This is a genomic window from Desulfitobacterium chlororespirans DSM 11544 (assembly GCF_900143285.1).
In the GTDB taxonomy this organism is placed as follows: Bacteria; Bacillota; Desulfitobacteriia; order Desulfitobacteriales; family Desulfitobacteriaceae; genus Desulfitobacterium; species Desulfitobacterium chlororespirans.
The window spans coordinates 1-22,493 of record NZ_FRDN01000005.1 but is presented as its reverse complement, the minus strand read 5'-3'; the positions used below and the strand labels follow the sequence as shown (position 1 = coordinate 22,493).

The 22,493-nt window shown below is 45.1% G+C and carries 25 protein-coding genes and 1 pseudogene; 5 read left to right on the top strand and 21 right to left on the bottom strand.

The window, feature by feature from the left end; translation table 11 throughout:
• Positions 1-68: 68 nt before the first annotated feature.
• The 4 genes from BUA14_RS05985 to BUA14_RS05970 all read right to left on the bottom strand — a co-directional run bounded on the left by BUA14_RS05985 (position 69) and on the right by BUA14_RS05970 (position 3,948).
• Positions 69-656, bottom strand: a complete 588-nt coding sequence (locus BUA14_RS05985; protein ID WP_072771770.1) for a Uma2 family endonuclease — start codon at positions 654-656, stop codon at positions 69-71.
• A 28-nt stretch (positions 657-684) separates the two neighbouring features.
• Positions 685-1,485, bottom strand: a complete 801-nt coding sequence (locus BUA14_RS05980; RefSeq protein WP_072771769.1) for a SurA N-terminal domain-containing protein — start codon at positions 1,483-1,485, stop codon at positions 685-687.
• Positions 1,486-1,639: 154 nt separating this feature from the next.
• Positions 1,640-2,413, bottom strand: coding sequence for an energy-coupling factor transporter transmembrane component T family protein (locus BUA14_RS05975; RefSeq protein WP_072771768.1), 774 nt, complete (start codon positions 2,411-2,413; stop codon positions 1,640-1,642).
• The gene (locus BUA14_RS05970) at positions 2,407-3,948 is read right to left on the bottom strand and encodes an ABC transporter ATP-binding protein (RefSeq protein ID WP_072771767.1); all 1,542 of its coding nucleotides are present in this window, start codon (positions 3,946-3,948) and stop codon (positions 2,407-2,409) included. The genes BUA14_RS05975 and BUA14_RS05970 overlap by 7 nt, the downstream gene beginning before the upstream one ends.
• Before the next feature lie 172 nt (positions 3,949-4,120).
• Between BUA14_RS05970 and BUA14_RS05965 the strand changes: the two genes are divergently transcribed.
• From BUA14_RS05965 to BUA14_RS05955, 3 genes are all read left to right on the top strand, one after another.
• Complete coding sequence (locus BUA14_RS05965; RefSeq protein ID WP_072771766.1) at positions 4,121-4,669, top strand: biotin transporter BioY; 549 nt, start codon at positions 4,121-4,123, stop codon at positions 4,667-4,669.
• A 210-nt stretch (positions 4,670-4,879) separates the two neighbouring features.
• On the top strand, positions 4,880-5,215 hold the full coding sequence (locus BUA14_RS05960; protein WP_072771765.1) for a hypothetical protein: 336 nt from the start codon (positions 4,880-4,882) through the stop codon (positions 5,213-5,215).
• A 268-nt stretch (positions 5,216-5,483) separates the two neighbouring features.
• Positions 5,484-6,848 (top strand): monomeric [FeFe] hydrogenase, encoded by a 1,365-nt coding sequence (locus tag BUA14_RS05955; protein ID WP_072771764.1) that lies wholly within the window; start codon positions 5,484-5,486, stop codon positions 6,846-6,848.
• Positions 6,849-6,924: 76 nt separating this feature from the next.
• Here the strand turns inward: BUA14_RS05955 and BUA14_RS05950 are convergent, their stop codons facing one another.
• Positions 6,925-7,497 carry an ANTAR domain-containing response regulator gene (locus BUA14_RS05950; protein WP_072771763.1) on the bottom strand — a complete coding sequence of 191 codons (573 nt, stop codon included), beginning with the start codon at positions 7,495-7,497 and terminating at the stop codon, positions 6,925-6,927.
• 32 nt (positions 7,498-7,529) lie between these two features.
• Entirely contained in the window at positions 7,530-8,858 is a 1,329-nt protein-coding gene (gene glnA, locus BUA14_RS05945) for a type I glutamate--ammonia ligase (RefSeq protein ID WP_072771762.1), read from the bottom strand.
• Positions 8,859-9,212: 354 nt separating this feature from the next.
• On the opposite strand from glnA, the gene asnB reads away from it, so the two are divergent.
• Positions 9,213-11,066 (top strand): asparagine synthase (glutamine-hydrolyzing), encoded by a 1,854-nt coding sequence (asnB, locus tag BUA14_RS05940; RefSeq protein WP_072771761.1) that lies wholly within the window; start codon positions 9,213-9,215, stop codon positions 11,064-11,066.
• A 129-nt stretch (positions 11,067-11,195) separates the two neighbouring features.
• Here asnB and BUA14_RS05935 read toward each other — a convergent pair whose 3' ends face one another.
• The 15 genes from BUA14_RS05935 to BUA14_RS05860 all read right to left on the bottom strand — a co-directional run bounded on the left by BUA14_RS05935 (position 11,196) and on the right by BUA14_RS05860 (position 22,158).
• Positions 11,196-12,797 carry a hypothetical protein gene (locus BUA14_RS05935; protein WP_072771760.1) on the bottom strand — a complete coding sequence of 534 codons (1,602 nt, stop codon included), beginning with the start codon at positions 12,795-12,797 and terminating at the stop codon, positions 11,196-11,198.
• A 205-nt stretch (positions 12,798-13,002) separates the two neighbouring features.
• Positions 13,003-13,575, bottom strand: a complete 573-nt coding sequence (locus tag BUA14_RS05930) for a hypothetical protein (protein WP_072771759.1) — start codon at positions 13,573-13,575, stop codon at positions 13,003-13,005.
• Positions 13,576-13,585: 10 nt separating this feature from the next.
• Positions 13,586-14,107 (bottom strand): NUDIX hydrolase, encoded by a 522-nt coding sequence (locus BUA14_RS05925; protein ID WP_072771758.1) that lies wholly within the window; start codon positions 14,105-14,107, stop codon positions 13,586-13,588.
• 738 nt (positions 14,108-14,845) lie between these two features.
• The gene (locus tag BUA14_RS28430) at positions 14,846-15,016 is read right to left on the bottom strand and encodes a hypothetical protein (protein ID WP_242954577.1); all 171 of its coding nucleotides are present in this window, start codon (positions 15,014-15,016) and stop codon (positions 14,846-14,848) included.
• A 198-nt stretch (positions 15,017-15,214) separates the two neighbouring features.
• Positions 15,215-15,580 carry a hypothetical protein gene (locus tag BUA14_RS05910; protein WP_072771756.1) on the bottom strand — a complete coding sequence of 122 codons (366 nt, stop codon included), beginning with the start codon at positions 15,578-15,580 and terminating at the stop codon, positions 15,215-15,217.
• Positions 15,581-15,592: 12 nt separating this feature from the next.
• The gene (locus tag BUA14_RS05905; RefSeq protein WP_072771755.1) at positions 15,593-16,246 is read right to left on the bottom strand and encodes a C39 family peptidase; all 654 of its coding nucleotides are present in this window, start codon (positions 16,244-16,246) and stop codon (positions 15,593-15,595) included.
• Positions 16,247-16,260: 14 nt separating this feature from the next.
• A complete protein-coding gene (locus BUA14_RS05900; RefSeq protein ID WP_072771754.1) occupies positions 16,261-17,331 on the bottom strand; it encodes an EFR1 family ferrodoxin in 1,071 nt (356 codons plus the stop codon).
• Positions 17,332-17,351: 20 nt separating this feature from the next.
• Positions 17,352-17,759: a molybdenum cofactor biosynthesis protein MoaE gene (locus BUA14_RS05895; RefSeq protein WP_072771753.1), complete on the bottom strand. Its 408-nt coding sequence runs from the start codon at positions 17,757-17,759 to the stop codon at positions 17,352-17,354.
• A 63-nt stretch (positions 17,760-17,822) separates the two neighbouring features.
• The gene (locus tag BUA14_RS05890) at positions 17,823-18,728 is read right to left on the bottom strand and encodes a hypothetical protein (protein WP_242954594.1); all 906 of its coding nucleotides are present in this window, start codon (positions 18,726-18,728) and stop codon (positions 17,823-17,825) included.
• A gap of 318 nt (positions 18,729-19,046) precedes the next feature.
• Positions 19,047-19,712 carry a class I SAM-dependent methyltransferase gene (locus tag BUA14_RS05885; RefSeq protein ID WP_072771751.1) on the bottom strand — a complete coding sequence of 222 codons (666 nt, stop codon included), beginning with the start codon at positions 19,710-19,712 and terminating at the stop codon, positions 19,047-19,049.
• A gap of 33 nt (positions 19,713-19,745) precedes the next feature.
• Complete coding sequence (locus BUA14_RS05880; RefSeq protein WP_072771750.1) at positions 19,746-20,093, bottom strand: SHOCT domain-containing protein; 348 nt, start codon at positions 20,091-20,093, stop codon at positions 19,746-19,748.
• Between the two features lie 180 nt (positions 20,094-20,273).
• Positions 20,274-20,795: a hypothetical protein gene (locus BUA14_RS05875; RefSeq protein ID WP_242954575.1), complete on the bottom strand. Its 522-nt coding sequence runs from the start codon at positions 20,793-20,795 to the stop codon at positions 20,274-20,276.
• A gap of 1 nt (position 20,796) precedes the next feature.
• On the bottom strand, positions 20,797-21,042 hold the full coding sequence (locus tag BUA14_RS05870; RefSeq protein ID WP_072771748.1) for a hypothetical protein: 246 nt from the start codon (positions 21,040-21,042) through the stop codon (positions 20,797-20,799).
• 135 nt (positions 21,043-21,177) lie between these two features.
• Positions 21,178-21,753 carry a hypothetical protein gene (locus BUA14_RS05865; protein ID WP_178371639.1) on the bottom strand — a complete coding sequence of 192 codons (576 nt, stop codon included), beginning with the start codon at positions 21,751-21,753 and terminating at the stop codon, positions 21,178-21,180.
• 18 nt (positions 21,754-21,771) lie between these two features.
• A complete protein-coding gene (locus BUA14_RS05860; RefSeq protein ID WP_072771747.1) occupies positions 21,772-22,158 on the bottom strand; it encodes a GNAT family N-acetyltransferase in 387 nt (128 codons plus the stop codon).
• Between the two features lie 143 nt (positions 22,159-22,301).
• Here BUA14_RS05860 and BUA14_RS05855 point away from each other — a divergent pair.
• Positions 22,302-22,493, top strand: a pseudogene (locus BUA14_RS05855) (IS21 family transposase); the annotation flags it as partial.

Here is a 22,493-nt window from a genome sequence, read left to right as displayed (position 1 = left end):
ATGCGATACGATATATCGCATAACATAATATTAGCGCAAAATAATGATATTGTCTACCTGTGTCCATGCTATCCGCGGAAAATCTCAGCAAGAGAAATGATCAAATCCGGGAACAACCCCACAGGAGCTTGATCAGAAGCCCTATAAAATTGGGGAGCAGCATAGGCCCCTTCTTCCAATTGAAAAACGAGGACTGTCCGATCTTTAGGATGAACCACCCAGTATTCGGGAACTCCTGCCTTTTCATAGAGGCGCAGCTTTAAATACAAATCCCTATGCATGGTGTCTTCAGCCAATATCTCGATGATCAGATCCGGGGCTCCCTTACACCCTCCCTTATCCACTTTCGCTAGATCACAGACCACTGTAAGATCCGGTTGGACGACGGTGGGAATATCCTCATCTTTTTGATCAGCATCTACAGGCAGCCGGACAGCAAAGGGAAAAAGAAATACTTTCCCCGGTTTTTCCCTCAGATAGAGAGCAAACGCCATGTACAGCTCACCCAATACCTCCAGATAGTGGCTGGGAGGGGCCGGGCTTCTGCCATAGGGTACTCCGTTGAGGATTTCACCAGGTTGAGCCTTGGCCCAGGTCAGATAGTCTTTATAGGTATAGCGCAGGTTATTTTCATCGGGTTTTTGATCTGTAGACATAGTGCACTCTCCCTGATTTACAAGGCCATCATGGTTTTGCTTTGAGATTCAGCTGGCCATGACTCCATGATTCTCCGTAATGCTGGATTTGATACTCCGGCTTAAGGATTTTAACCTTAGCTTTGCTCAAAAGATATTCCCCATAATCTTCCCAGGCATTCCCTCGCTCTATCTGAGAAGAATCAACACCGGGAAGCTTATCGGCCATAACTTTGTCGAACTCATAGTTCATCGTATTGATGGCCATAGCTCGAGCCGTTTTATCCATGCGCTTGTTTAAATAGTCCTCTTCGGAAGTAAACCCATATTGATGATAAATTGAGGCGGTTTTTTCCACATACTCATTATATTCTTTTAGGGCCTCCTCGTCCTGGGACATGGCCTCCAAGTTTATCCTTTTGCTTTCTTCCAGGATCTGTTTGACTCTATCGATGGATGCCTCATGTCCTTGTTTGACTGCTTCCTGATAAAGTACTTCCTCCACAAGCAGACTGTTCAGGGCATCATTTTCAGTCGGTATCTTAGCAGATGATCGTTCAATACCCTCAAAGAACCTTTTCTGGCCTGATGTCATATTTCCCTCATCAACTCCAAAGGCTTGGAGCATGGTTTCTCTTTGGGACATACTGTTTTCTTCATTAAGCAACTGCAAAGCTTCAGTTACATCAATTTGCAGTTTCCCTTCATTAATCGCTTCATCAATATCTTCTTGGGTAATCGTTTCGCCATTGACAACAGCAACCACATTCTCAGGATAGTTTTGACTGGCGCAACCGCTTAAAATCAAAGCTGCCATTAGAATAAAGACCCCTGCTCGAATTAATTTCATTCTCTCTGCTCCTCATTGCTCAATTGGGCTGACCGGCCCTAAGTTAATCGGCTTCCTGGTTTCGGAAAAGATCTACATAACTCCTATACACTATCATAACGGAAAATAGCGGAGGTTACCAGTGGGCACCCGAACCCGAACCCCTTATCATGGTCTATAATACAAATTCAATAATTAAAGCCCCAATACTCCATAGGGCTAGGATTACAACTCCCCAGCTATCCTTGCTCTCCCATTCCTTGGTTCCCAGGACCCGGTAACTGCCGGAAACATAGCCTCGGGCCACGAGATTTTCCGCCAGTTCTTCGGCCCGGCGCAAAGCAATGCGCAACAAGGGGAGTAAAAGGGCCGCTAGATCCTTGATCTTCCCGATCCATTGCCCAGTCAAATTCCCCTTAGCCAGACGGGCTTTATAAAGCAAAGCAGCCTCCTCCAGCAATAAAGGGATAAAGCGCAAAGTCAGCGTAATTAAGAGGGCAAAATCAGCCGCCTTAGGAGTTATACGATAAAATGGCGCCAGAAAGAAAGCGATTCCTATCCCTTGTTCTGAGGGCAAGGTAAAGGCAGAAAACATTCGGGTCAAGAGAAAAACCAGCAGGATCCGCCAGCTCATCATCAGTCCCTGAAGCATTCCCGCCATGGACCAGTACCCTTTCCAGAAAAACCACCCCTCTTCCCAATGCCAGCCCATAATTAAAGTATAGAAAAGCCCTAACACAACTCCTGCCTTAATGACGGATTGAAAGGCCTTAATGGGCAAAGGGCTGTAACCAAGCATGATAAGAAGCCCCCCGGTCAGGCAGAGCAACCCTCCCCAGTTCACTGTAGTCATTAACAACCCCAGAATAACAAGACTCCCGATTTTCAGTCGTGGATCGAGTTGATGCAATGTGCTTTCACCAGGGTGATACAGTCCTCTTTCTAACAATGGACCCCTGCCTCCTTAAGCTGCTGATCATCGATTTCTATAGCCCCATCTTTGCTCCGGCGCTTAAAGGTAATCTGCCCTTTTTCCACCAGCCACACTTCATCCGCCAGTTCACGGACCTCCGACCAGTCATGGGTGATGTACAGGATGGTCATTCTGCCTTTCAACTCCTGCAAAAGTTCCAGCATCATGCTCCTACCCGTCAAGTCCAAACCCAACAAGGGTTCATCCAGCAAAAGAATTTCCGGTAAAGATTCCAGTGCTGCGGCTAAAGCCACCCGTTGCCGCTCCCCACCGCTTAAATATTCCGGGTAGGCCAAGGCTTTTTCCTGAGGTATTCCGAAGACTTGCAGATATTCTATGTTGCGCTGAACACCGGCTTTCCTCTCCTTTTTATTCTGAAGATAAAACACTTCATCATAAACCGTACCGCCAATGATATATTCTCCAGGCTCTTGCAGGAGGAGGCGGGCTTTCTGCCGCTGTGTTGCTTGGCGTGTCACTTCTTGACCAAAGGCCAAAAACTTCCCCTGGGAAGGATAAATGAGCCCGACGGCACTTTCCAGCAGAGTGGATTTTCCTGCTCCGGAAGGACCTAAGACAGCCAAAAAACATCCCTCTTTGATTTTTTCAGTAAGTTGCAGCCGTTGACCATACTCTGCTTCCCGCCACTCTAAAGTATCCTTCCTTTCATCTTCATGGAGGAAGAAGCTTTCCGCCTCCGACCCGGCGGCTGCGGAGAACCCCTCGGGATACCTTAAGTTCTGCACTCTTTGATACTTCTCTCCTATCTTCTCCCGAACTGAAGCATAGCCCGGAGAATAACTTGGCGAATAAGGAGCACGAATTCCGTACTCCTGGCAGAACTCGTCATCCCGGAGCGCCGTATGCGGCCTTCCCAGTGTCAACAGCTTCCCTTCCTTCATGACCCAGAGGCGGTCCGCTTTTTCCGCTAACAGCGGATCGTGTGTAATCCAAAGCTGCCCCATGTGCTTCCCTTTTTCTTCCAACAGTTCCAGGCAAGCCTCCTGAGCCCGTTTATCCAACATGCTTAAAGCCTCATCCAGCAAAAGAAAAGCCGGATTAAGAGCAAGGACGGCACCCAGTACCAGGCGCTGCCGCTCTCCCCCCGAAAGGGTGGCGGGGGATTGATTGAGTTTACCCTCAAGACCCATCCGATAAGCCAGTTCCCTGACCATTTCCTGGACCTTCTTTACTCCATATCCCAGATTCAAAAGTCCAAAGCCCAGCTCTTCCCCAACCGTTGCTCCGATGGTCTGCCGCCGCGGATGTTGACCGATGATGCCAATCTCCTGCCAGCGCCGGACCCTTGTCCAGGGAATTTCCTGTCCATCCTCAAGAAAGTTAAGCTTCCCTGAAGTGGGTTCATTCAAGCCAGCCAGAAGCCGGGCCAAGGTGGACTTACCTGCTCCATTGGGCCCCATTAAGGCAATAACTTCCCCTTGGTGGAGTGAAAAGTCAATCTCCTGAATCATGCCCAAGCTGATGGCTTTCCCCTCCAGTGATTTCATCATAGTTGCATACTCCCTATCTATCTGCCCCTATCCAATATTTATCGATAGTGACTCTGCCCTAAGGCATGGCAATCCCATCTGCGCAAAAAATCTCTTGTAAGTTATCATATCATATTGTAAACTTAAATTCATCAACCAAGTTTACATATCTTTCTGGAAAGGATGGTGCCCCATGAATGCCCAACATTTAGCCAAGACTGCGGCCATGGCTGCTCTTTTATGTTTAGCCGGTATGATCATGCGCTGGGCTTCCCCAGCCTTGGTTCCATTTAGCGTTCTCCCTATCTTTGTTTTTTTAACCGGCCTTATCCTGGGACCCAAATACGGAAGCTTAGCCGTCATCGTCTATGTATTTCTCGGTTTACTCGGTTTACCTGTCTTTGCCAGCGCTCCTTTCGGCGGCATCGGCTATGTGTTAAAGCCTTCCTTCGGCTACCTGCTGGGGGATATCGCCGCCGCATATGTGGTGGGTAAACTCTATAACCGGCAAAGTCTGCTATCCGCTCTACTGGCCGTTCTGGGCGGCATTATCGTCTTATATCTCATTGGCTTAACCTATTTTTATCTGGTCATGCATTTTGTCCTTCAGCAATCCACCACTATGGCTCTGGTCATCTCTATGGGCTTCCTTCCCTTCATCGCCGGCGATCTGATCAAAGGCGGAATAGCCGCCTGGGTGGGTAACCAGCTTATCAAGCGTCAGCGCTCAAGCGGCCTCTAGGCTATCCGGTATGAATAAAATACACTGAATCGGTCTGCCCAGTCCCGTCACTGTCAATACATCACAATAGGAAAAACTTATCCCTATGAGAATTATATTTTATATAGCTAACCCCTGCTTTAAAGCTGATTTGAAGCAGGGGGCAGATGAATCTCCAATATAAATGCTGTATAATAAAAACAGTGACGATGATCAGAGGAGGAGTACTTAATGTCAAAAAGTCTTGGCGATCTCAAAAATAACCTTGTGGTAAAATACACTATTGGTCTTATGATGAAGGGCCAGGGAACCGACATGCTGCGCACTGAATTAGCCTGTGATGTATGCGGGGAAACCTGCCTGGCCTGGGAAGTCCACCAAATTCCTTATTATCCCGAGGGTAAGCTTGCGGATAATTATGAACCAGGATATACTATGATGGCCTGCGAAAAATGTATTGAAGAAAAGCAGATTGTTCCCTTGGATACGGACGCTTCTGTTCGTTTTGATGCTTCCAATCTGGCCATTAAAGAAATTCTCGAAACCAGAAAGAACCAGCAGGAATAGGTATAAAAGCTATTGAACAGTCCCGAAATGCTATCCAGTAAGCCAAGGGTTTTGCCCAGATGATCAGACTTTCCTTAAAGGAAGGAGGATCATTTAGACAAAACCCTTTTTCTATGAGGGAAATGGGGCATACCTTCAACCATTATTTGAAAATATTCTATTGATAAAATAAACTTCCAAATTAAACATTTCACATCTTCATTGAATTCCTATCCTCCTCTTGCTACACTTCGAGTAAATAACTTAACCGCTGAGGAGGAAATCGTCTATGGCCCAATCAGAAATTATGAAAATCCGCCGCCAAGTCTTAAAATCTGCCCTGGACTGGGTCAGTCAGAACAAGGACCGCAATGATCGCGCCACCTTGGCCCGTCTGATTATTCCCGACGGAACACCCCGTTACCGTTGCTGTATCCATAAAGAGCGGGCTGTTATCGAAGAGCGTCTAAAAGCTGTTCTGGAACCGGATGAAGGTCCGGTAGTGCGTGTTCTCAAGGAAGGTTGCAACGGGTGTGAAATGCACCGCTATAGTGTAACCGATCACTGCCAAAATTGCGTTGGCCATTTCTGTTTCACCAACTGTCCTAAAAAAGCCATTCTCTTTATTAACAATAAAGCGTTTATTGACCAGACCCGTTGCGTCGAGTGCGGCCTTTGCGCCCGGAATTGCCCTTATCATGCCATCATCGAATATCGGCGGCCCTGTGAAGACAGCTGCCCCACCAAAGCCATCTCGGTCCGGGAGGATCGGATTGCCAGTATTGCCGAAGCCCATTGCACCAGCTGCGGCAAGTGCATTGTCAGCTGCCCTTTCGGAGCCGTGGCAGAATCTTCCCAGCTGATCCATCTTGTTGAGGAACTGCGCAAACAGTCCAGCACTGTCTATGCTGTTATCGCACCGGCCTTTGTAGGACAATTCGGAAGAAAAGTTTCACCAGGTCAGGTGAAGTCGGCTCTTCTCAAGCTGGGTTTCCATGATGTTTTGGAAGCTGCTCTGGGAGCCGATCGGACCATTGAGCTGGAAGCCCGGGAATATGATGAACGCCTGGCCCATGGCGAAGAATTCATGACCAGTTCCTGCTGCCCGGCCTATGTGAGTGCCGTTATAAAAGAAAAACCCGATTTATTCCGCCATATTTCCACCACACTCTCCCCTATGGCTCAGGTGGCTCATATCCTTAAGGAAAAAGATCCTGAAGCCAAGGTCGTCTTTATCGGACCCTGTGTGGCAAAAAAAGAAGAAGGCAAACGGCCTGAAGCCAAAGTGGATTTCGTGCTTACCTTTGAAGAATTGATGGTCTGGCTTGATTATGCAGGTATCAACCCTGCCGAAGAATCCGAGCAAACCCTGGCCGGACCCAGCTCTTATGCCCGGGAGTTCGCCAAAGCAGGCGGAGTAGCCGCAGCGCTCACTGCTTATCTGGGCCAGGATTCTCCCCCCACCTACCAGACCGAAGGAATTCAGAACAGCCTAAAAGCCCTGGAAACTCATGTCAAGAACGGTGATAAAGGCTTTCTGGAATGCATGGCTTGTGAGGGCGGCTGCATCAATGGACCCTGGACCATGATTGCCCGCCCCATAGCTGAACGGGCCCTTAAAGAATTTGTCCAATCCGCCCCCGCCCAGCAGTAAGAAGCAGTCAATGCAGCAGGACTGCCAGATACTGTATAAAAAGAGAACCCCTCGTTAATGACGCGGGTTTCTCCTTTTAAGCATACTCTTTAATTATATCTTCAGCTACCTGGAGTTGGGGAAGGCGCAAATCCATCGCTTTTTTCTGGATATAGCGGAAGGCCTCCGGTTCACTCATGTTTAATTTTTCCACCAGCAGCCATTTTGCTTGTTCGATGATCTTACGCTCATCCATGCGCTTCTTGAGGTTATCCCGCTCACTTCTTAACTGGACCATAGAACTCCTTACGGACAAAGCAAAGCGGGCACTTTGAATCAAGGTAAGGCGATTGAGCGGTTTCGGCAGAATCATAGCCCCTGTGGATTCCAGGGCATCCTGCATATGGGACACCTGCTCCGGCCGCGCCATCACAATGATTCCAGCCGAAGTTTTCTCATAGGCATCAAAAACAAAATCAATTCCTTGTTCATCCGGAAGAGGGGTACTGACGATGATTAAATCCGGCTGAACCATAAAAAACTGCCGCCGCGCCTCATTGGCTGAATGAGCGCAGTTTACCGGATGATACCCTTCTTTGATCAGTGTGCTTTCCATACTGCCGGCTACTTCAGATTTTCCACAGACGATGAGGACATTCCCTGCGCTCATTGCTTATCCCCCCTTTGTGCAGGGCTCCCTGTTCAATAGATTTTGAGATAGCTGTCAATCTCCCATTGATGGACCATCTCGTCATAAGCCTTCCACTCTCTGGCTTTGGCCGCGATGTACTTGGCAAAGATATGCCTGCCTAAAGTGGCTTGAATCAAAGGATCCTTTTCCATCTCTTCAAGAGCCAGCAGCAGATTAGAGGGTAAGCGCTCCAGGTTCAGGGCCTTTTCCTGTTCAGGAGTGAGATTATAAATATTTTCATTAATGGGCTCAGGCACCTTCATTTCCCGTTGGAGCCCGTCCAAACCGGCTTCCAGAAGCAGAGCCAACGTCAGATAGGGATTGCAGCTGGGGTCAGGGCTGCGCAGTTCAAGGCGGGTTCCCGCTCCCCGAGGGGACGGCACCCTCAGCAGCGGACTGCGGTTCATCGGTGACCAGGCAATATGGACCGGTGCTTCATAGCCCGGAGTCAAGCGTTTATAGGAGTTCACCAAGGGATTGGCCACGGCAGTGATCCCCTTGATATGCTTCAGCAATCCAGCAATAAATTGCTTCGCTGTTTCCGAGAGCTCTCCGGGATTTTCCGGGTGAATAAACACATTCTTGCCCTCTTTGGCTAAAGACATATTGATGTGCATCCCCGAACCATTGACGCCATGGAGAGGCTTAGGCATAAAGGTGGCATGTAGACCATTCCTTTGGGAGACAATTTTCACCACATATTTAAAGGTCATGATATGATCCGCCGCCGTCAAGGCATCGGTATATTTAAAGTCAATTTCATGCTGCCCGGCTGCGGATTCATGGTGGGATGTCTCGATTTCGAACCCCATCTCCTCCAGCACCAAACAAATTTCCCGCCGGGTATTTTCTCCCTGATCGATAGGAGCCAAATCACAATAGCCGGCAGCGTCATGAGTCGTTGTGGTAGGCTGTCCTTCGTCATCCGTATGGAATAAAAAGAATTCACATTCCGGGCCCACCTGAAATACATAGCCTAAGTCGTGGGCTTTTTGCAGAGTTCGCTTCAGAATATAGCGCGGATCACCCTCGAATTGAGAACCATCGTGATTTTTAACATCGCAGATGATCCTTGCTACCTTCCCCTGCTGGGGGCGCCAGGGAATAAGGACAAATGTACTGGGATCGGGAAGAAGAAGCATATCCGAAGCCTCAACTCCCGCAAATCCTTTAATCGCCGAGCCGTCAAACAGTACTCCCTCTTCCAAAGCCTGAGCAAGCTGGTTGTGGGTTATGGCAATATTTTTCATCTGACCAAAAATATCTGTGAATTGCATACGGATAAAGCGGACATCATTTTCCTGCACATAGTTAAGGCACTCTTCTTTAGTAAACCCCATATTAAGCTCTCCTTTCAAAATAGGTAAACTATTCTACCGATAAACAGCATCCTAATAGTATAAAAAGGGCGCACTAAGATCCCTATTAGGGTCCTTAGAACGCCTTTGTTCTATACCTAATCCACACTAAATTATTAATTCTTCTCTCCACAAAAACCCTACGCTTCATCATATACTTTAGGAAACTCCTCTGTCAATACAAGGGGTCTATGCATGCTGTATTCATGATAGAATGAGAACTATTTTCATAGTCATATAAGCACTCTTCTTGCCCTCTCACATATATTAATTCAGAGACAAAGGAGTACTCGGCAGGGTACTTCTTTGTCATTTTGGTTTGTGAGGTGTTTATTGATGTGCTCCATTCTTGGTTTATTGAATTTTAAGCGAAGAATTTCTCCCCAGGAGATACAATGCCTTGATACTTTGGGGAAGACCTTAATTCATCGGGGTCCGGATCAAAACGGCCTTGAGTACGGAGAACATTTTGCTTTTCAACATAACCGTTTAGCCATTATCGACATTGAGAGAGGCCGGCAGCCCATGACCGCCACCCACCAGGGATACGACTACACCATTGTCTATAACGGAGAGCTTTACAACACTGCAGATTTACGGCAAGAGCTCCTTGAGCACGGGGTTAAGTTCAAAACCTATTGTGATACGGAAGTCGTGCTCTATGCCTATATCATCTGGGGAGAACAATGCTCCAGCAAATTAAACGGCATTTACGCCTTTGTGATTTACGATTCTAAAGAAAAAAAGGCCTATCTTTCCCGCGACCGCTTCGGCGTCAAACCCTTTTTCTACACTTTTGTGGAGGGCGCTCTCCTCTTCGCTTCGGAGATCAAAGCCCTCCTCAAGCATCCTCAGGTGAAACCCCGTCTGGATTACCAGGGCTTGTGGCAGCTGCTCTATATGATGCCGGTCAAAGAGGAAGGCACCGCCATCTTTAAGGATATCTTCGAGCTGCCCACCGCTTCCCATGCTTTCTATAGCCTTGCCACAGGAGCACCTGAAGCAACGTTGAAGAGCGCCAAATATTGGACCCTGGAAGCTTATGAGAACAGGGACAGTGAAGCTGCTATTGTCGCCACCACCCGGGATCTGTTGGTGGATGCCATTGAGCGTCAGTTGGTCTCCGATGTCCCTCTTTGCACTTTCCTGTCCGGAGGATTGGATTCTTCAGTCATCACCGCTGTGGCAGCGCAAAAATATCAAGCCGAAGGGCGGCAGCTTGCTACCTATTCCTTTGAACATGAAGGCAATAAAGACCACTTTAAGCAGACTCTTTTCCAACCGCAAAGTGATGACGAGTTTGCCGTTTATCTGGCTCAGCACCTGCACACTCAGCATCAGATTCTGACCGCTAAAAAGGAGCATTTGGTGGACTACCTGGATGAAGCCGTAAGGTATAGGGACTATCCCGGCATGGCCGATATCGATTCCTCCCTGCTCTTTTATTGCCGCCAGGTCAAAAGCCACCACACCGTGGCTTTATCCGGGGAATGCTCTGATGAAGTCTTCGGAGGCTACCCCTGGTTCTATCGCCCGGAAATGCTCACACGAGGCTTTTTCCCTTGGATCCACGAACCCCATGCCCGGATCGACCTGTTCAGGCCTGAGCTGGTTCGCCCCCAAGAAGGGTTTGCGTACACTTCGGAAATTTACCGCCGGAGCGTTGAGGCCTGCCCCCTGCTTCCGGACGAGTCGGAAACTATGAAAAATTCCCGCATCGCCAGCTGGCTTTCCATTCATTACTTTATGACCTCCCTGCTGGAACGCAAAGACCGCATGAGTATGGCTTCGGGCCTGGAAGTACGGGTACCTTTCTCCGATCACCGCTTGGTTCAGTATGTCTATAATGTGCCTTGGGAGATTAAATTCAAGGACGGCGTCGAAAAAGCCCTGCTCCGGGCCGCCATGCGAGACTATCTGCCTCCTAAAATCCTCTATCGTAAAAAAAGCCCCTTCCCTAAAACCCATGATCCTCACTATGAACAGCTGGTCTTCCATCTTTTCCGGAAGCGGCTGGACTCCGGCAGCGGCATGCTGGCAGAGCTATTGCAAAAGGATGTACTCAATCGCCTGATAAGTCCTGAAAATAACACCTGGTTTGGCCAGCTGATGGGGCTTCCACAATTGCTGGCTTGGCTGGTGCAGCTGGATTATTGGTTTGAGGCCTACCAAGTTCAATTGGTAGTTTAACGACCCCTTATTCTTTTCATTGCTCAAGCAAGGCATAAAAAAGAGCATCGCCCTGCTCTTGATCGAACAGTCGGCGATACTCCTTTTTTGCTTTTGAACTTTATCCACAATTGGTATGGATCACTATCACTATTGCAGCCTCATTATCTCATGCACACCTTTATATTTCTCCACATAGCGGCCTTGGATTTCATCACCAATCTTTAAGAAAGGTAACTTCTCCGAGACCTTGATGCTGGCGACAAAGATGTCGCCCTGGCCGTCGAGAAGAATATAGAAATAGGTGTTGCCATCCATAACCACATTCTGTATATCCGTGATCTTCCCTTGGATGTCGAATTCCTCTTTAGGTTCCTCAGGCGTGGTTTCTGTCACCGTTCCCGATCGGCCAGTAAATCCTCTCACGGCCTCTTCAAGAGTGTTGCCCACGACAACCTTCTGGTAATTCTGAGCATCCACCAGGGCATACATCTTGATCAACCCTGCCGCATCCTTCAGGGACATAAAATAAACCGGATCCCCTTCAATATTGAGGAGAAGAGGAAACGTAGATATATAGCCTTTCTCCTGAACTGCCCCCTGTGCACTGCCCATAGCCGAATACTCTTCGGCAGAGGGAATGCTGTAGAAGGTTGTTTCTTTCGTCCGCATATTGATCAGGATAAATCCGATGTTGGACTCATCCCGTACCACGGAAGTGATCCCCGTATACAGATACACATCATCGTGGAGAGCCAGATAATTATACCCTTCGGTGGTGGCGAGAACACCCTTCTGACCAAAAATTGAGTTGATAAAGCCGTTTTGATAGCGACCGTTATAATTAACCTGACCCACCACAAGGTCAGCATCATAGACCCGGTCCACCCATTCCGGAACCTCTTCTAATTTAAGCTTCTGATGTTCACCGGTGGTCGCATTAAGCATGATGGCTTCCTTAATATCCGTTCCTCCGAAAAGTCCGATGGTATTATGCCGCACAGAGACAATCCAATAAGGTACCCCTTGCTCATCGACTTCAAAACTGAAATCACCAAAAATGTCCATTGGATAATGCATGCGCAAATAACGCCGCACATTTTCAAAAAAGAGTTCACTCTCGGAGTATTTGATGCTTTGTTCCGGAGTAACGAGATCCACGTTTCCAGTGACCATGTCCACCCTGATATAGCTGGGAAGTCCTTCTTTAGTGTTACTCAGCCATTTAAAGAAGTCTGCATACTCCAGTGGAGACACACGGACCGGTTTTCCCTGATAATTGATTTGAGTGTAATCGGGTGCCACATTGAATTGGGAGACCAGTTCGACGATCTCACCCATTTTCCGATCTCCGAGCCTCAAGGCTGTATCCCGGTCTACCGTGGGAATTTGATTAATGGGAAGCTCCGCTACATCCTTGGCAAAATCCCCTTCCTGCTTCACAATAAGATTGGCATAAGCTTTGGCATGGAAGATGGGCAGGGAGTAAAGGAGCATAATCCCTCCTACGATAGTCACAAGCAAGGTAGCCATAACGAGATAGGAACCGATATGCTTGGTAAGGGTGAGCCGCTTTTCAACAAATACTTGATGAAGCAAAAACAGCCCGGCACCTACCCCCAGAATATAAATCAAAAATACCCAGAACCCGGGCGACTGCAGGTTAATAGGGACGAGTGCAAAATAATAAGAGATTAAAGTGAACGCTATCCATATTGCAGCGAGGATAAGCTTGCCCTTGGAATTTCTCATAGCCTTTTCCTTTCTTTTTAAAACTCATAAGGTCTTGGTTAAAACAATGATTATCTTAATAGTTTAACATGCCTTATATAAAAACTCCAAATTACCGCCTTCAGGAGGGGATATCTCCTAAGTATCGTCCCCAAAGATGAAGGGCGCCCCTTAAGCACATTGCGCTCATAAAACGTCCTCGAATAGCCCTTCACTGTCACAGGTCTTATATAAGGAACATAATGAGTTGATATTCCGGTATGCTTTTGATGTATTCATAGTTGCTTGAAACCATGCCGGACATTATCAAATCAAAGGTCAGGGAACGGTCGTTAGCCAATACGATGACACCACTATCTCTTAATGGATTGCCAAACTGCCCTTTTAGAGTCAAAAGATGCTTAAAGGGCTTTCCACTCAAATCCTTCGCACTGGAATTAAACAAATAGTAGTAACCCTCCTTGTAGAATAAGTCAGCGAAGAAGGGGCTGTTTCCATACTCCGAATAGAATTTTGCCATGCGCAGTGAGGCATCTTTCCCTTGGGAAGAAGCCGCCAGAAAATCATCCCACAAACCGCCGTTGGCAACTACCTCTGAATCACTCATGACATAGTATCCGGCATTTTGAGCCATTTCCGGTGTATATCTGGATGGTATGCTATTAAATCCGGTGTACTGCCCCCTATTGTCGAAAGCAAATTCCAGGGAAGAGCTTTGCTGTACCACAGTAACACCGCCTGCCAGCAACACTAAGAAGCAAACCAGACAAACGATAATATAAGCCCCTTTTTTCATCATTAATCCCCTTTCATCCCGTAAAGCGATATCCGGCTCTGTGTTTCCGAATGTCAAAAAGCTGTTCCATAAACCAATAGCCAATGAATTGACCTTCTTTAATAAACTGCATGATTTCATCCTTACTTGCCCATTTCACGCATTGAACTTCTTCATATTGCAAGCATAAGCCATTAATATCAATCTCTCTCTCAACGAGATAATAGTCATCAAAGCCTCTTTCAAAATTCACGGTGAAAAATGGGCGTTCAGCAGACAAATCAATTTTATAGCCTATTTCTTCAAAGGTTTCTCTTTCGGCGGCTTCCGCACTGGTTTCACCGGCCAAAGCACTTCCCCCGACAGTGATATCCCACATATTAGGCCATCCCTTTTTCCAGGGTTGCCGTTTTTGGATCAACAGTTCGTTTTTCGAGTTAAAGATACAAACATGAATAACCAAATGATAATCGCCTTTAGCAAATTGGCTTCCTCGTTCCATTGTCCTGCCGGTTAAAGTCCTGTTTTTATCGTAGATATCCCATAGTTCTGTCATTATTCTACTTCCTTATGATGAAATTTGGTTTCTCTCTTCCGGAATCTTTGATGATGTACTTGCCTCCTGAGCGCATCCGTTTAAGCCCACTATTAGTATGAGAAGTATAAAGATTATCCTTCTTTTCATTCCCTCACCCTTTTCAAGTTGGATATGAGGATTTCCCAAAGACATTATAGGAAAGAAAAGTATACTATAAATGAGAGTGCAATGAATAGAATCCCCATGAACATATTCCACAGCAGATCCTCATCCGAGCTCTTGATTAATATAATCGAAAAGAAAACGATTATAAAAAGAAGGACAAAAGCAACAAGTGCAAAGGATATGAATTGATTTATACCCGACAGTAATCCAGGAGCGCTGTCCAACATCGATACCCTGTATCCATTAAGAGCAAGCATCGCCAATATATAGAAATTAATGGTGCTATACCTTCTCTTCTTCTTATAAAGGCTGCTATCCTTCTCGCCACAGCTTCGATAGAATCCTGGATTCAGAAAAGCAGAAAATCTCTCATAGAAAGCTCTATTAACACTTAACAACATAGCCAATACCAAGGAGCCAACTGCCAAAACCAGCATAGTTATGCCCGATTTAAGTATTAGCATGATAATGATAAGTTGCAGCAGTAATGCCAGTATAATAAATGACTTCAGATTTGACTTTAGATTCATCTCATCCTCCACTCTTTAAAGCTTGGCTCACTCTTCATCCTGCCCATATAATTCCATCAACCTATAATGCTTGGGGGATTGTTGGCAACACACTGCCGTCTTTATCGTAAATTTTTATTGCACCCAGGCCAACAGGCAAAATAACCGCAAAGGGTTTTGTATGATCAATATCAATAATTTCGACAGTGTTGCCATTGTCAATTTCAATTTTTGCCACCTGCTGCTTGTTCATTGAAAGATAAGTCTTTTCCTGACGTCCCTCTGCTCTGTATTCAGCAATACCTTCATTTTCCGTATTTGTTGAGCCTCCGCTACGGAAGAAGTAGCCAAATGATAGCCCTTTTCTATTTTCATAGATTGGAAAGACGTAGTTACTAAGGTTTTTGTCATAAAATCACCTCGCCCAAATGACCATCTATACACCTTACCACTATCTCCGGACCTTCCTATCCAATGTCAATAAAATGGCAGAAGCTAAATAACCAAGTGAAACCAACAGAAAAAATCTAAGGACGCTTGGCGTCATAGCTGCATAAAGGCTGAGTGGCAGAGAATACACAAACACACCATACATTAACCAAATGATTCCATAGAATGAAGCCACTAGTCCAAGAATCACCGGGAGCCCAAATCCTATAAAAATTATGGGTATCGTTTCATTAAATGTATATTGAATTGCCCATAATGCCCATAAAATAAACACTATAATTCCGCTTACAGAAGCTGCTATGCCAATAAATATTCCGACCCGTCCTATCACGTTCAGGCTTTGAAAAGACCCCATAAAGACTTTCATCGGAACCCTCCCCTACTGCTCTACAATAAAATAAATGTGTTCAAAAAAGGGTATTTCATTCTCCCACTGAGATAAAAATTCCTCATTGGTCATTGTTCTGTTATACCCTCTGGAATTGTCGGTATCCATGTTTGAATCATAGAGAAAAATAGTGTCTTCATCGTATCCCACAACCGTTACATAGTGTTGCCAGCTGACAAAATGCCCTATTAAAACAATAATGGGCTTTCCCTGATTTAGTCGTGTTTTCAGCTGTTCCAGATTCCCACTAAACATGTTCACTTGATAATTATATTTCTCGAAAATGTCTATCAGTGCTTGGGGCATCACATACCCATTGGAAAATTTGTGCCCGAGTCCTTGATAATTGTCCCTACCGCTTATTTCCTCACTCAAAACTCTAAGAACATAAGCAGAAGAAAAGCCGGCACATTGCCCTTTTTCCTGTTTTTCGAAATAGCTCTTTGTTTCCATGAAATACGCAGGGCTGTAATTTATGGCTTTAGTATCTTCCCGGGGCAAGGTTTGAGCATAAATATCTAAAACCGTTAATCCAGCTCCACTCAGAGTTAAAACTAATTGAAGTGCAATGTTGAATACGATCACCGTACTAAGTAAAAAAAGTACGATTTTTTTGAATAGATTCATCTTTTTTAAGCATCTCAATAGTTTGCACTCCCCTAGCCTTGTTTTTTGAGCATATCTCCTAATTTTGTATCAGGCTCGTGATACCGGCGGTAAATATGGGTCAATGTGGTGTAGGTGCAAAGCTTGTTAAGCAGAGGAATTTGAATAAGCAAAAAAAGAACAAGGTTGGCTATAAAAAACACAAACAAGATGTAACTATAATTAAACAGAGCACTCACAACAAACAAATAGGGTCCCATGAGCGCGGACTCACTGAGTTCATTTAATATATAGACGGATACCGGCAGTGTCGCCAAAAAATACAAGATAACGGCAAAGGGATGGCTCACTTCAACAGCTTGGTTAGGACAATAGCCCATGCATCTCATGCAGCTTTCACAAGCAAATGTCCAATATGGTCGGGGTTTGCTATTCCCCACCATTTTTATAGCCTTGACCGGACAGCTTTCAGCACACAAACCACAACCCGTGCAATCCCCGGAGGCAAAAAACAGTTTCGACAGAAAAAAACGCCCTATAATCAGATAACCCAAAGAAACGGGACTCAGCAACAGGCCCAGGATGAGGGGGACAATCCCCCTAAACTCTTTGTTCCTTTCTAAAATGCTGTTTATGAAAGCATCCGCCTTAACCTTTGCCCTATCAATGATGAATCCGGAATTAACAGAATTCAGCCCCCAGTGCAATCCCATCCAGTTGGAGGGCATATCAAGCCCCATAACTCCCCGAACACCGTACCCCTTCAAAATCAGTATAAGGGCAATAAGATAACCTGCAGTCCCCTCCATTCCGGGAAACGGAATAGAGGCGATTCTGCTCCCGGCTCTTGTGGCCACCACAAAAGCATGTTTTCCCCTTCCCGAAGGCAGACGCAGCGCGTACCTAATCACATGCCAAGGTGCAGTAAATCCATGGGTGGGAAACACCACTCCCAATAGCTCACCAGAGCCTTTATCCACATCAGACGCCCTCCGGCATCTGGCGATCGGATAGTGTTCCGACCTTATCCCTCTTTGATTACCCATTTTCGTCATCCATGCGGTGGCTCTGAAGGAATTTCCAGTCCCACTCATAAAGTTTATTATCAGGGATGTATAATCCATACCGGCCTCCCTTTGCCTGACTACTTCCGCTCAATCTCGGTAACACATTCGTTTTTAATCCTTCCTACCAGATATTGGAGAGCATCCACCACATGAGGCCTGATATCTCCTCCTATCAGTACAACCATGATATCATCGCCCAGCTCAAGCTGACCTTCATTAAGCCAAACCCTGACATGGAAAATCCCGTCCATCTTATAAGTTTCCGCAATTACTTCATCAACCTTTGCCGCATCATAAGCGAATTCCATGCCTTTTACCACGGACCCGTCATCAATTCCCTGGCGCACTTTTGCCTTAGGCGTTTGACGCACAACGCCATTATGAACCAGAAACATTCCCTCCTGTACTGCCGCAGGATCAGATTTTGCCTCTTTGAGCCACTCATCAATTGATGGCGGTGATTTTTTCTTTTTTCCCTTAATCATAAACAACACTCCTTCATTAATACTTAACGCACGCTCGCTTCTGTACTGCCACTCCCTGGGCAACTAAAAAATTCCGGGTATCAAATAAGCGATATAGATCCCCAAACCAAAGGATACCGCATTGGCAGTCAAAGCATAGAGGGGAACAAGCCATCTTTTCCTCGATTCCGTGCCGCTGTATTTTGGTAGAAGAGCCGAATATACCCCTGCTTCAATGATAAATACAAGGAATTCCATCCAAATATAGTTGAAAACAAACATCATACTACCCTCATTATAATTGATAACATTGAGCAGGATGTTAAGTATCGATTGAGTCACAATATTTACAGTGCCTATAAGCAAGAGCTGCTTTTTGGCTCTGAAACCAAACAGTAGCGCAATCAGAACTTCAATTGCCACAGTTGCGACAATTCTGGCCAGAAGAGAAATCAATTCCCATGTATAATCATAATTTCTCACCGCTTCGATATTCTCAATGGGTGTAATTGATTCTAACTCCAAACCCTTCACATCGGCACTATAATAACTGTGAAAAGCATAGCGTTCATATACTTCTCCACTAACGGCAAATTGATCATATGCCGGAAAGTAAATTAGAATTTTAAACTTGGGCGGTGGATAGTACCCCCAGGTAAACTGGGCTGTCTCGCTGCATTCTCCAAAATACTGCAAAAAATAATATCCGTCTTTGTCCTGATAGGAAAGGAACTTTTCCCAAATCTCATAATCTTCATCACCTTCATGATATCTTTGGTTGCCAGGATGTTCTCCTAAGGCACTATGAGGTCCAGTGGAAGCCATCTCAGACAGCAGAGTTACATAATATCTTTCGTCTTCAAGACCCTTGAAGTCAATAACCACGGAAGGCTTAGGGCCTATATCAGCATAGACTGCCATGGGCATGATGGTAAATATAAGTATAATGCCCAGTACTATGGAAAATGCTTTCCTTTGCAAAAGCTCCACCACCTTCCACTAACCTTACTTACTCGTACTGTGTAAATGATTCATAAATCCTTGCTTTATTAGTAAATTCAAAATTACTTTAGCTATCTTTGCCCGGAAGCTTATTTATCAGCTCCTCGATCTTTATGATAAGTAATTCATCATTTTGGGTTTTCCTCTTCATAAAATTAATGATACTTATCATAAAGAATATTATGAAAGCGAAAAATGCTAAATAGATTATAAGAATAATTTCAGGCATCTTTTTCCTCCTCTCATCTACATCCCATCATAGACGGCAGAAGTTCCTGACGATAATGGCAATCTATTGTGACGGTTTCAAATATGTTCTGGGCCGTCGCCTGTTACACACTGCTTCTTTGCAAGAAAAAACATATCGTTCGTTTTGCTTCCATCACTTTCAAGATATTCATCACGTTGAACTTCATTAATCTTTAAACCGTTCGTACATAATACATTCGATATGAACTCTTCCGAATAGTAATTAAAAAATATGAAATCATTCGAACTAAAACTTGTCATCTCGAAACCAGATTTGCTGCCTTCCATACAACTTAGGTACAATAGCCCCCCTTCACGTAATACTTTGCTAATATCTTGGATAAACATCCCAGCTTCCTCATCTGTTAAGTGCGGTAAGCAAAAGGATGCTATTACTGCGTCGAAGGCATTTTCCTCTAAATCCATATTCCTAATATCTCCTACCCTAAACTCGACGCGAGGGGAAATTACATTTACCTTTGCATGCCTAATCATTTCACTGGAAAGATCTATCCCTAAAACCTCGAATTCCTTATCCAATTCGACCAATTGCTTCGCTGCATTTCCCGGACCACATCCAACATCAAGCACCTTGGCTCCCGTCCCTAAAATCTCGCCAAAGGATTGAATTCTTTTAGCATACCCAGGAAAATTCATAAACTTTTCCTCATACAAATCAGCATGTAAGTCGTATGTTTCGATAGTCCGCTCTGTCTTATCCAAGCTAATCTCTCACCTCATCTATACTCTCTCCCACTACCATTCCGACCTCATGATATCGGCGCGCTTCTTCTCGAATTCAGAATCTGTGATTAATCCGTCCTCTTTAAGCCTATTAAGCTTGCGCAGCTTTGCTTCAAAATCCTCTTCTCTATTAACACCTTGATGATTAGACTCTACATCTATCTCCCAAGAGGCTACACCTTTATCAGTAAAGTAATTATAAGCATGCATTCCGGCAATGGCTATCGCCATTATGGTCCAAAAAATACCGAACATCCCCATCATGGGTATAATACTAAATCCGATAATAACAAAAACGGCCCCACCGATCATCCCAACAAAAGATTGAGATTTACTCGGTTTAACACGTACTCTTTTCACAGTAATCCCTCCATCTATATTTAACCCTATACAAAACAGGCTTCCTTATCAGGTTCCGGCCATGGAGCAATATAACCAAACCAGCTCTCCCCTATAAAGTGCCTATAAAGTACAATTCAATATATACTTAAACATTCCTCCAATTTATCCACTTATTTTACAAATCGTACCTGCCCCGGCTCAATAATCAAACTTATTCTGCCATTGCTCAAGCCAATCACTATAATTTATGGAGTGAACTTCTTCCAATGTCTTGCCATCAAGAGACCAATAGCCGCCGGCCATTGGTTCGTCGATAGCCGGATAGGAAATTCCGCCGACAGCCTCTTTATCAGCAATATATACCCAGACACGGGTTTCACCTTTTGACTTTACGATATTCTCAGGATACCTGCTTGTGGACTGCCAGTTATCAAAAGGATGATTCTTAATAATGAACTTTTCCACATGTACTTCTTTGCTGAGGTACTTGCTGGGATCTTCCCTTTGCAACCCCCAGTAAATCATATAAGGCATGCTCATAAGCTTTTCCTTAGTCAGGATATAGTTTTCCGCGTTACCCTCATACGCAATAATTTCATAGCCCTTATCTTTTAGGTAATCCGCTCCTATGACGCTATTTTCAGCTGCTATGTCTTTAGCAGAGCACCCGCTAAGCAAGAGAGCTATAATCATAACTGCAAAAGTAACTATTTTCTTCACTTTACTCGCCTCCATTTAATATAGACGCTGATGGCCATATCTTTCTTCCCGATAATTTCATATAGTTCAAATAATCATACCGGCGACAATCTGCCGGATTTCCCGCCAACACCACCGGATAGAAAGCTAAAGGCGGGATACTTCCCGCCTTTAGACCTGTTTTTTCTTTAGCATCCTTTTCATCTGGCATTGTTTTTCTCAGCAACATACCGCACCGCTCTTCAACAGCAGCCTTAGCACCGATCATAGAGCTTTCAGATATCCTGTTCACAATTGACTACCACACCATCGGATTGGCTAAAAAACAAAATTCCCAAACGTTTGGGAATTTGACCTATACTTGAACTGTCCTGCTTCTGAGCCTATATGGCCACCCGCCACCTCAACCTGAAGACTCTCTCCCCCAATAATTATCATGGAAAAGCTGCCATAAAACTTCACCATCCTTAGACTTACCACGAATTTGATAATAGTCCTTATTCCCAGGTTCTGTTTGAAACGCAACAAACCTACGGGAATTCACTTCATCAATAGACAATAGTTTCTTTTCCGTATCCGTTTCATATTCAACAATTATGATTTCCGGGTCAATTACTTCGAGTATTCCGAAGCAGTCCAGGCTCGACATTCTTACCGGATCTTCAGGCTTATAAGGCTGTTGCCCCATGTGTGCAAAAATCCACTTATCAGATTTCCATTTATACACAGATGACTCAAAGATCTTGGTTCCATCAGCAAACTCACCATCAAATAGTTCAAACTTTTTCTTTCCATTTGGGGTTAACAAGCGAAGTACCGGCCCTTGCTCATCAATACTGGTCTCTACTATGAACGGTTGTGCTCCTCTTATCGGAGGATCATCTAAAACGAAGTAGGTCGTTAAGGCCAATAATCCCCCCAGCATAACACTAACCATTGCTAAATATATTAGTCCTTTCACACCGGCTTGCAGATGCATCAGTAATTCCCCCAAATCCTAAACAGACTTTCGCATCATGAATACTGATTCGACTCCCTCAAAGCCAAACTGTTCATACAACCCATGGGCATCCCGGGTTACTAAAGCGCTCCTGACATTTTTGAACTCTGGTGTCTCCAGAATACATGCTATCAGCTTTTTACCAAGCCCTTTCCTCCTATGATTTCTATCGATATAAACATCACTTATCCATACCATCGTTGCATAGTCGGTCACAACACGAGCAAAACCAACCTGCTCCTCTCCATAGTATATTCCGTAACAAAATGAATGCTCTATCGTCTTTTGAATAAGTTCCTTTGTTCTGTCACCAGCCCAGTAACTATCGGACAAGAATTCCTTCACCCGATCCGCTGACACCAACGACTTATCAGTATTTATGATATATCCCCTAAACTCCCACTAGTAGTGCTAACATAAATGTTGACCACAAAAATAGGGTTTGCTAACCAAAAAGTTGACCACCTCCAGAGCCTAATTCTGTATGATTGGAGTTGCTGAGACAACAATCGTACAGGGGGAAGGACATGCTAGAGATGGTCGATAAAGAGTATATCAGAAAGAAGCATTTCGTTGAAGGGTGGTCCATCCGAAAGATTAGCCGTAACTTGAAAGTGGCCCGGCAGACCATACGTAAAGCCCTCAATGATTCCCATATTCCTCACTATCAACTGACTAAAGAAAAGCCCTCGCCCGTTTTAGATCCCTATAAAGAAATT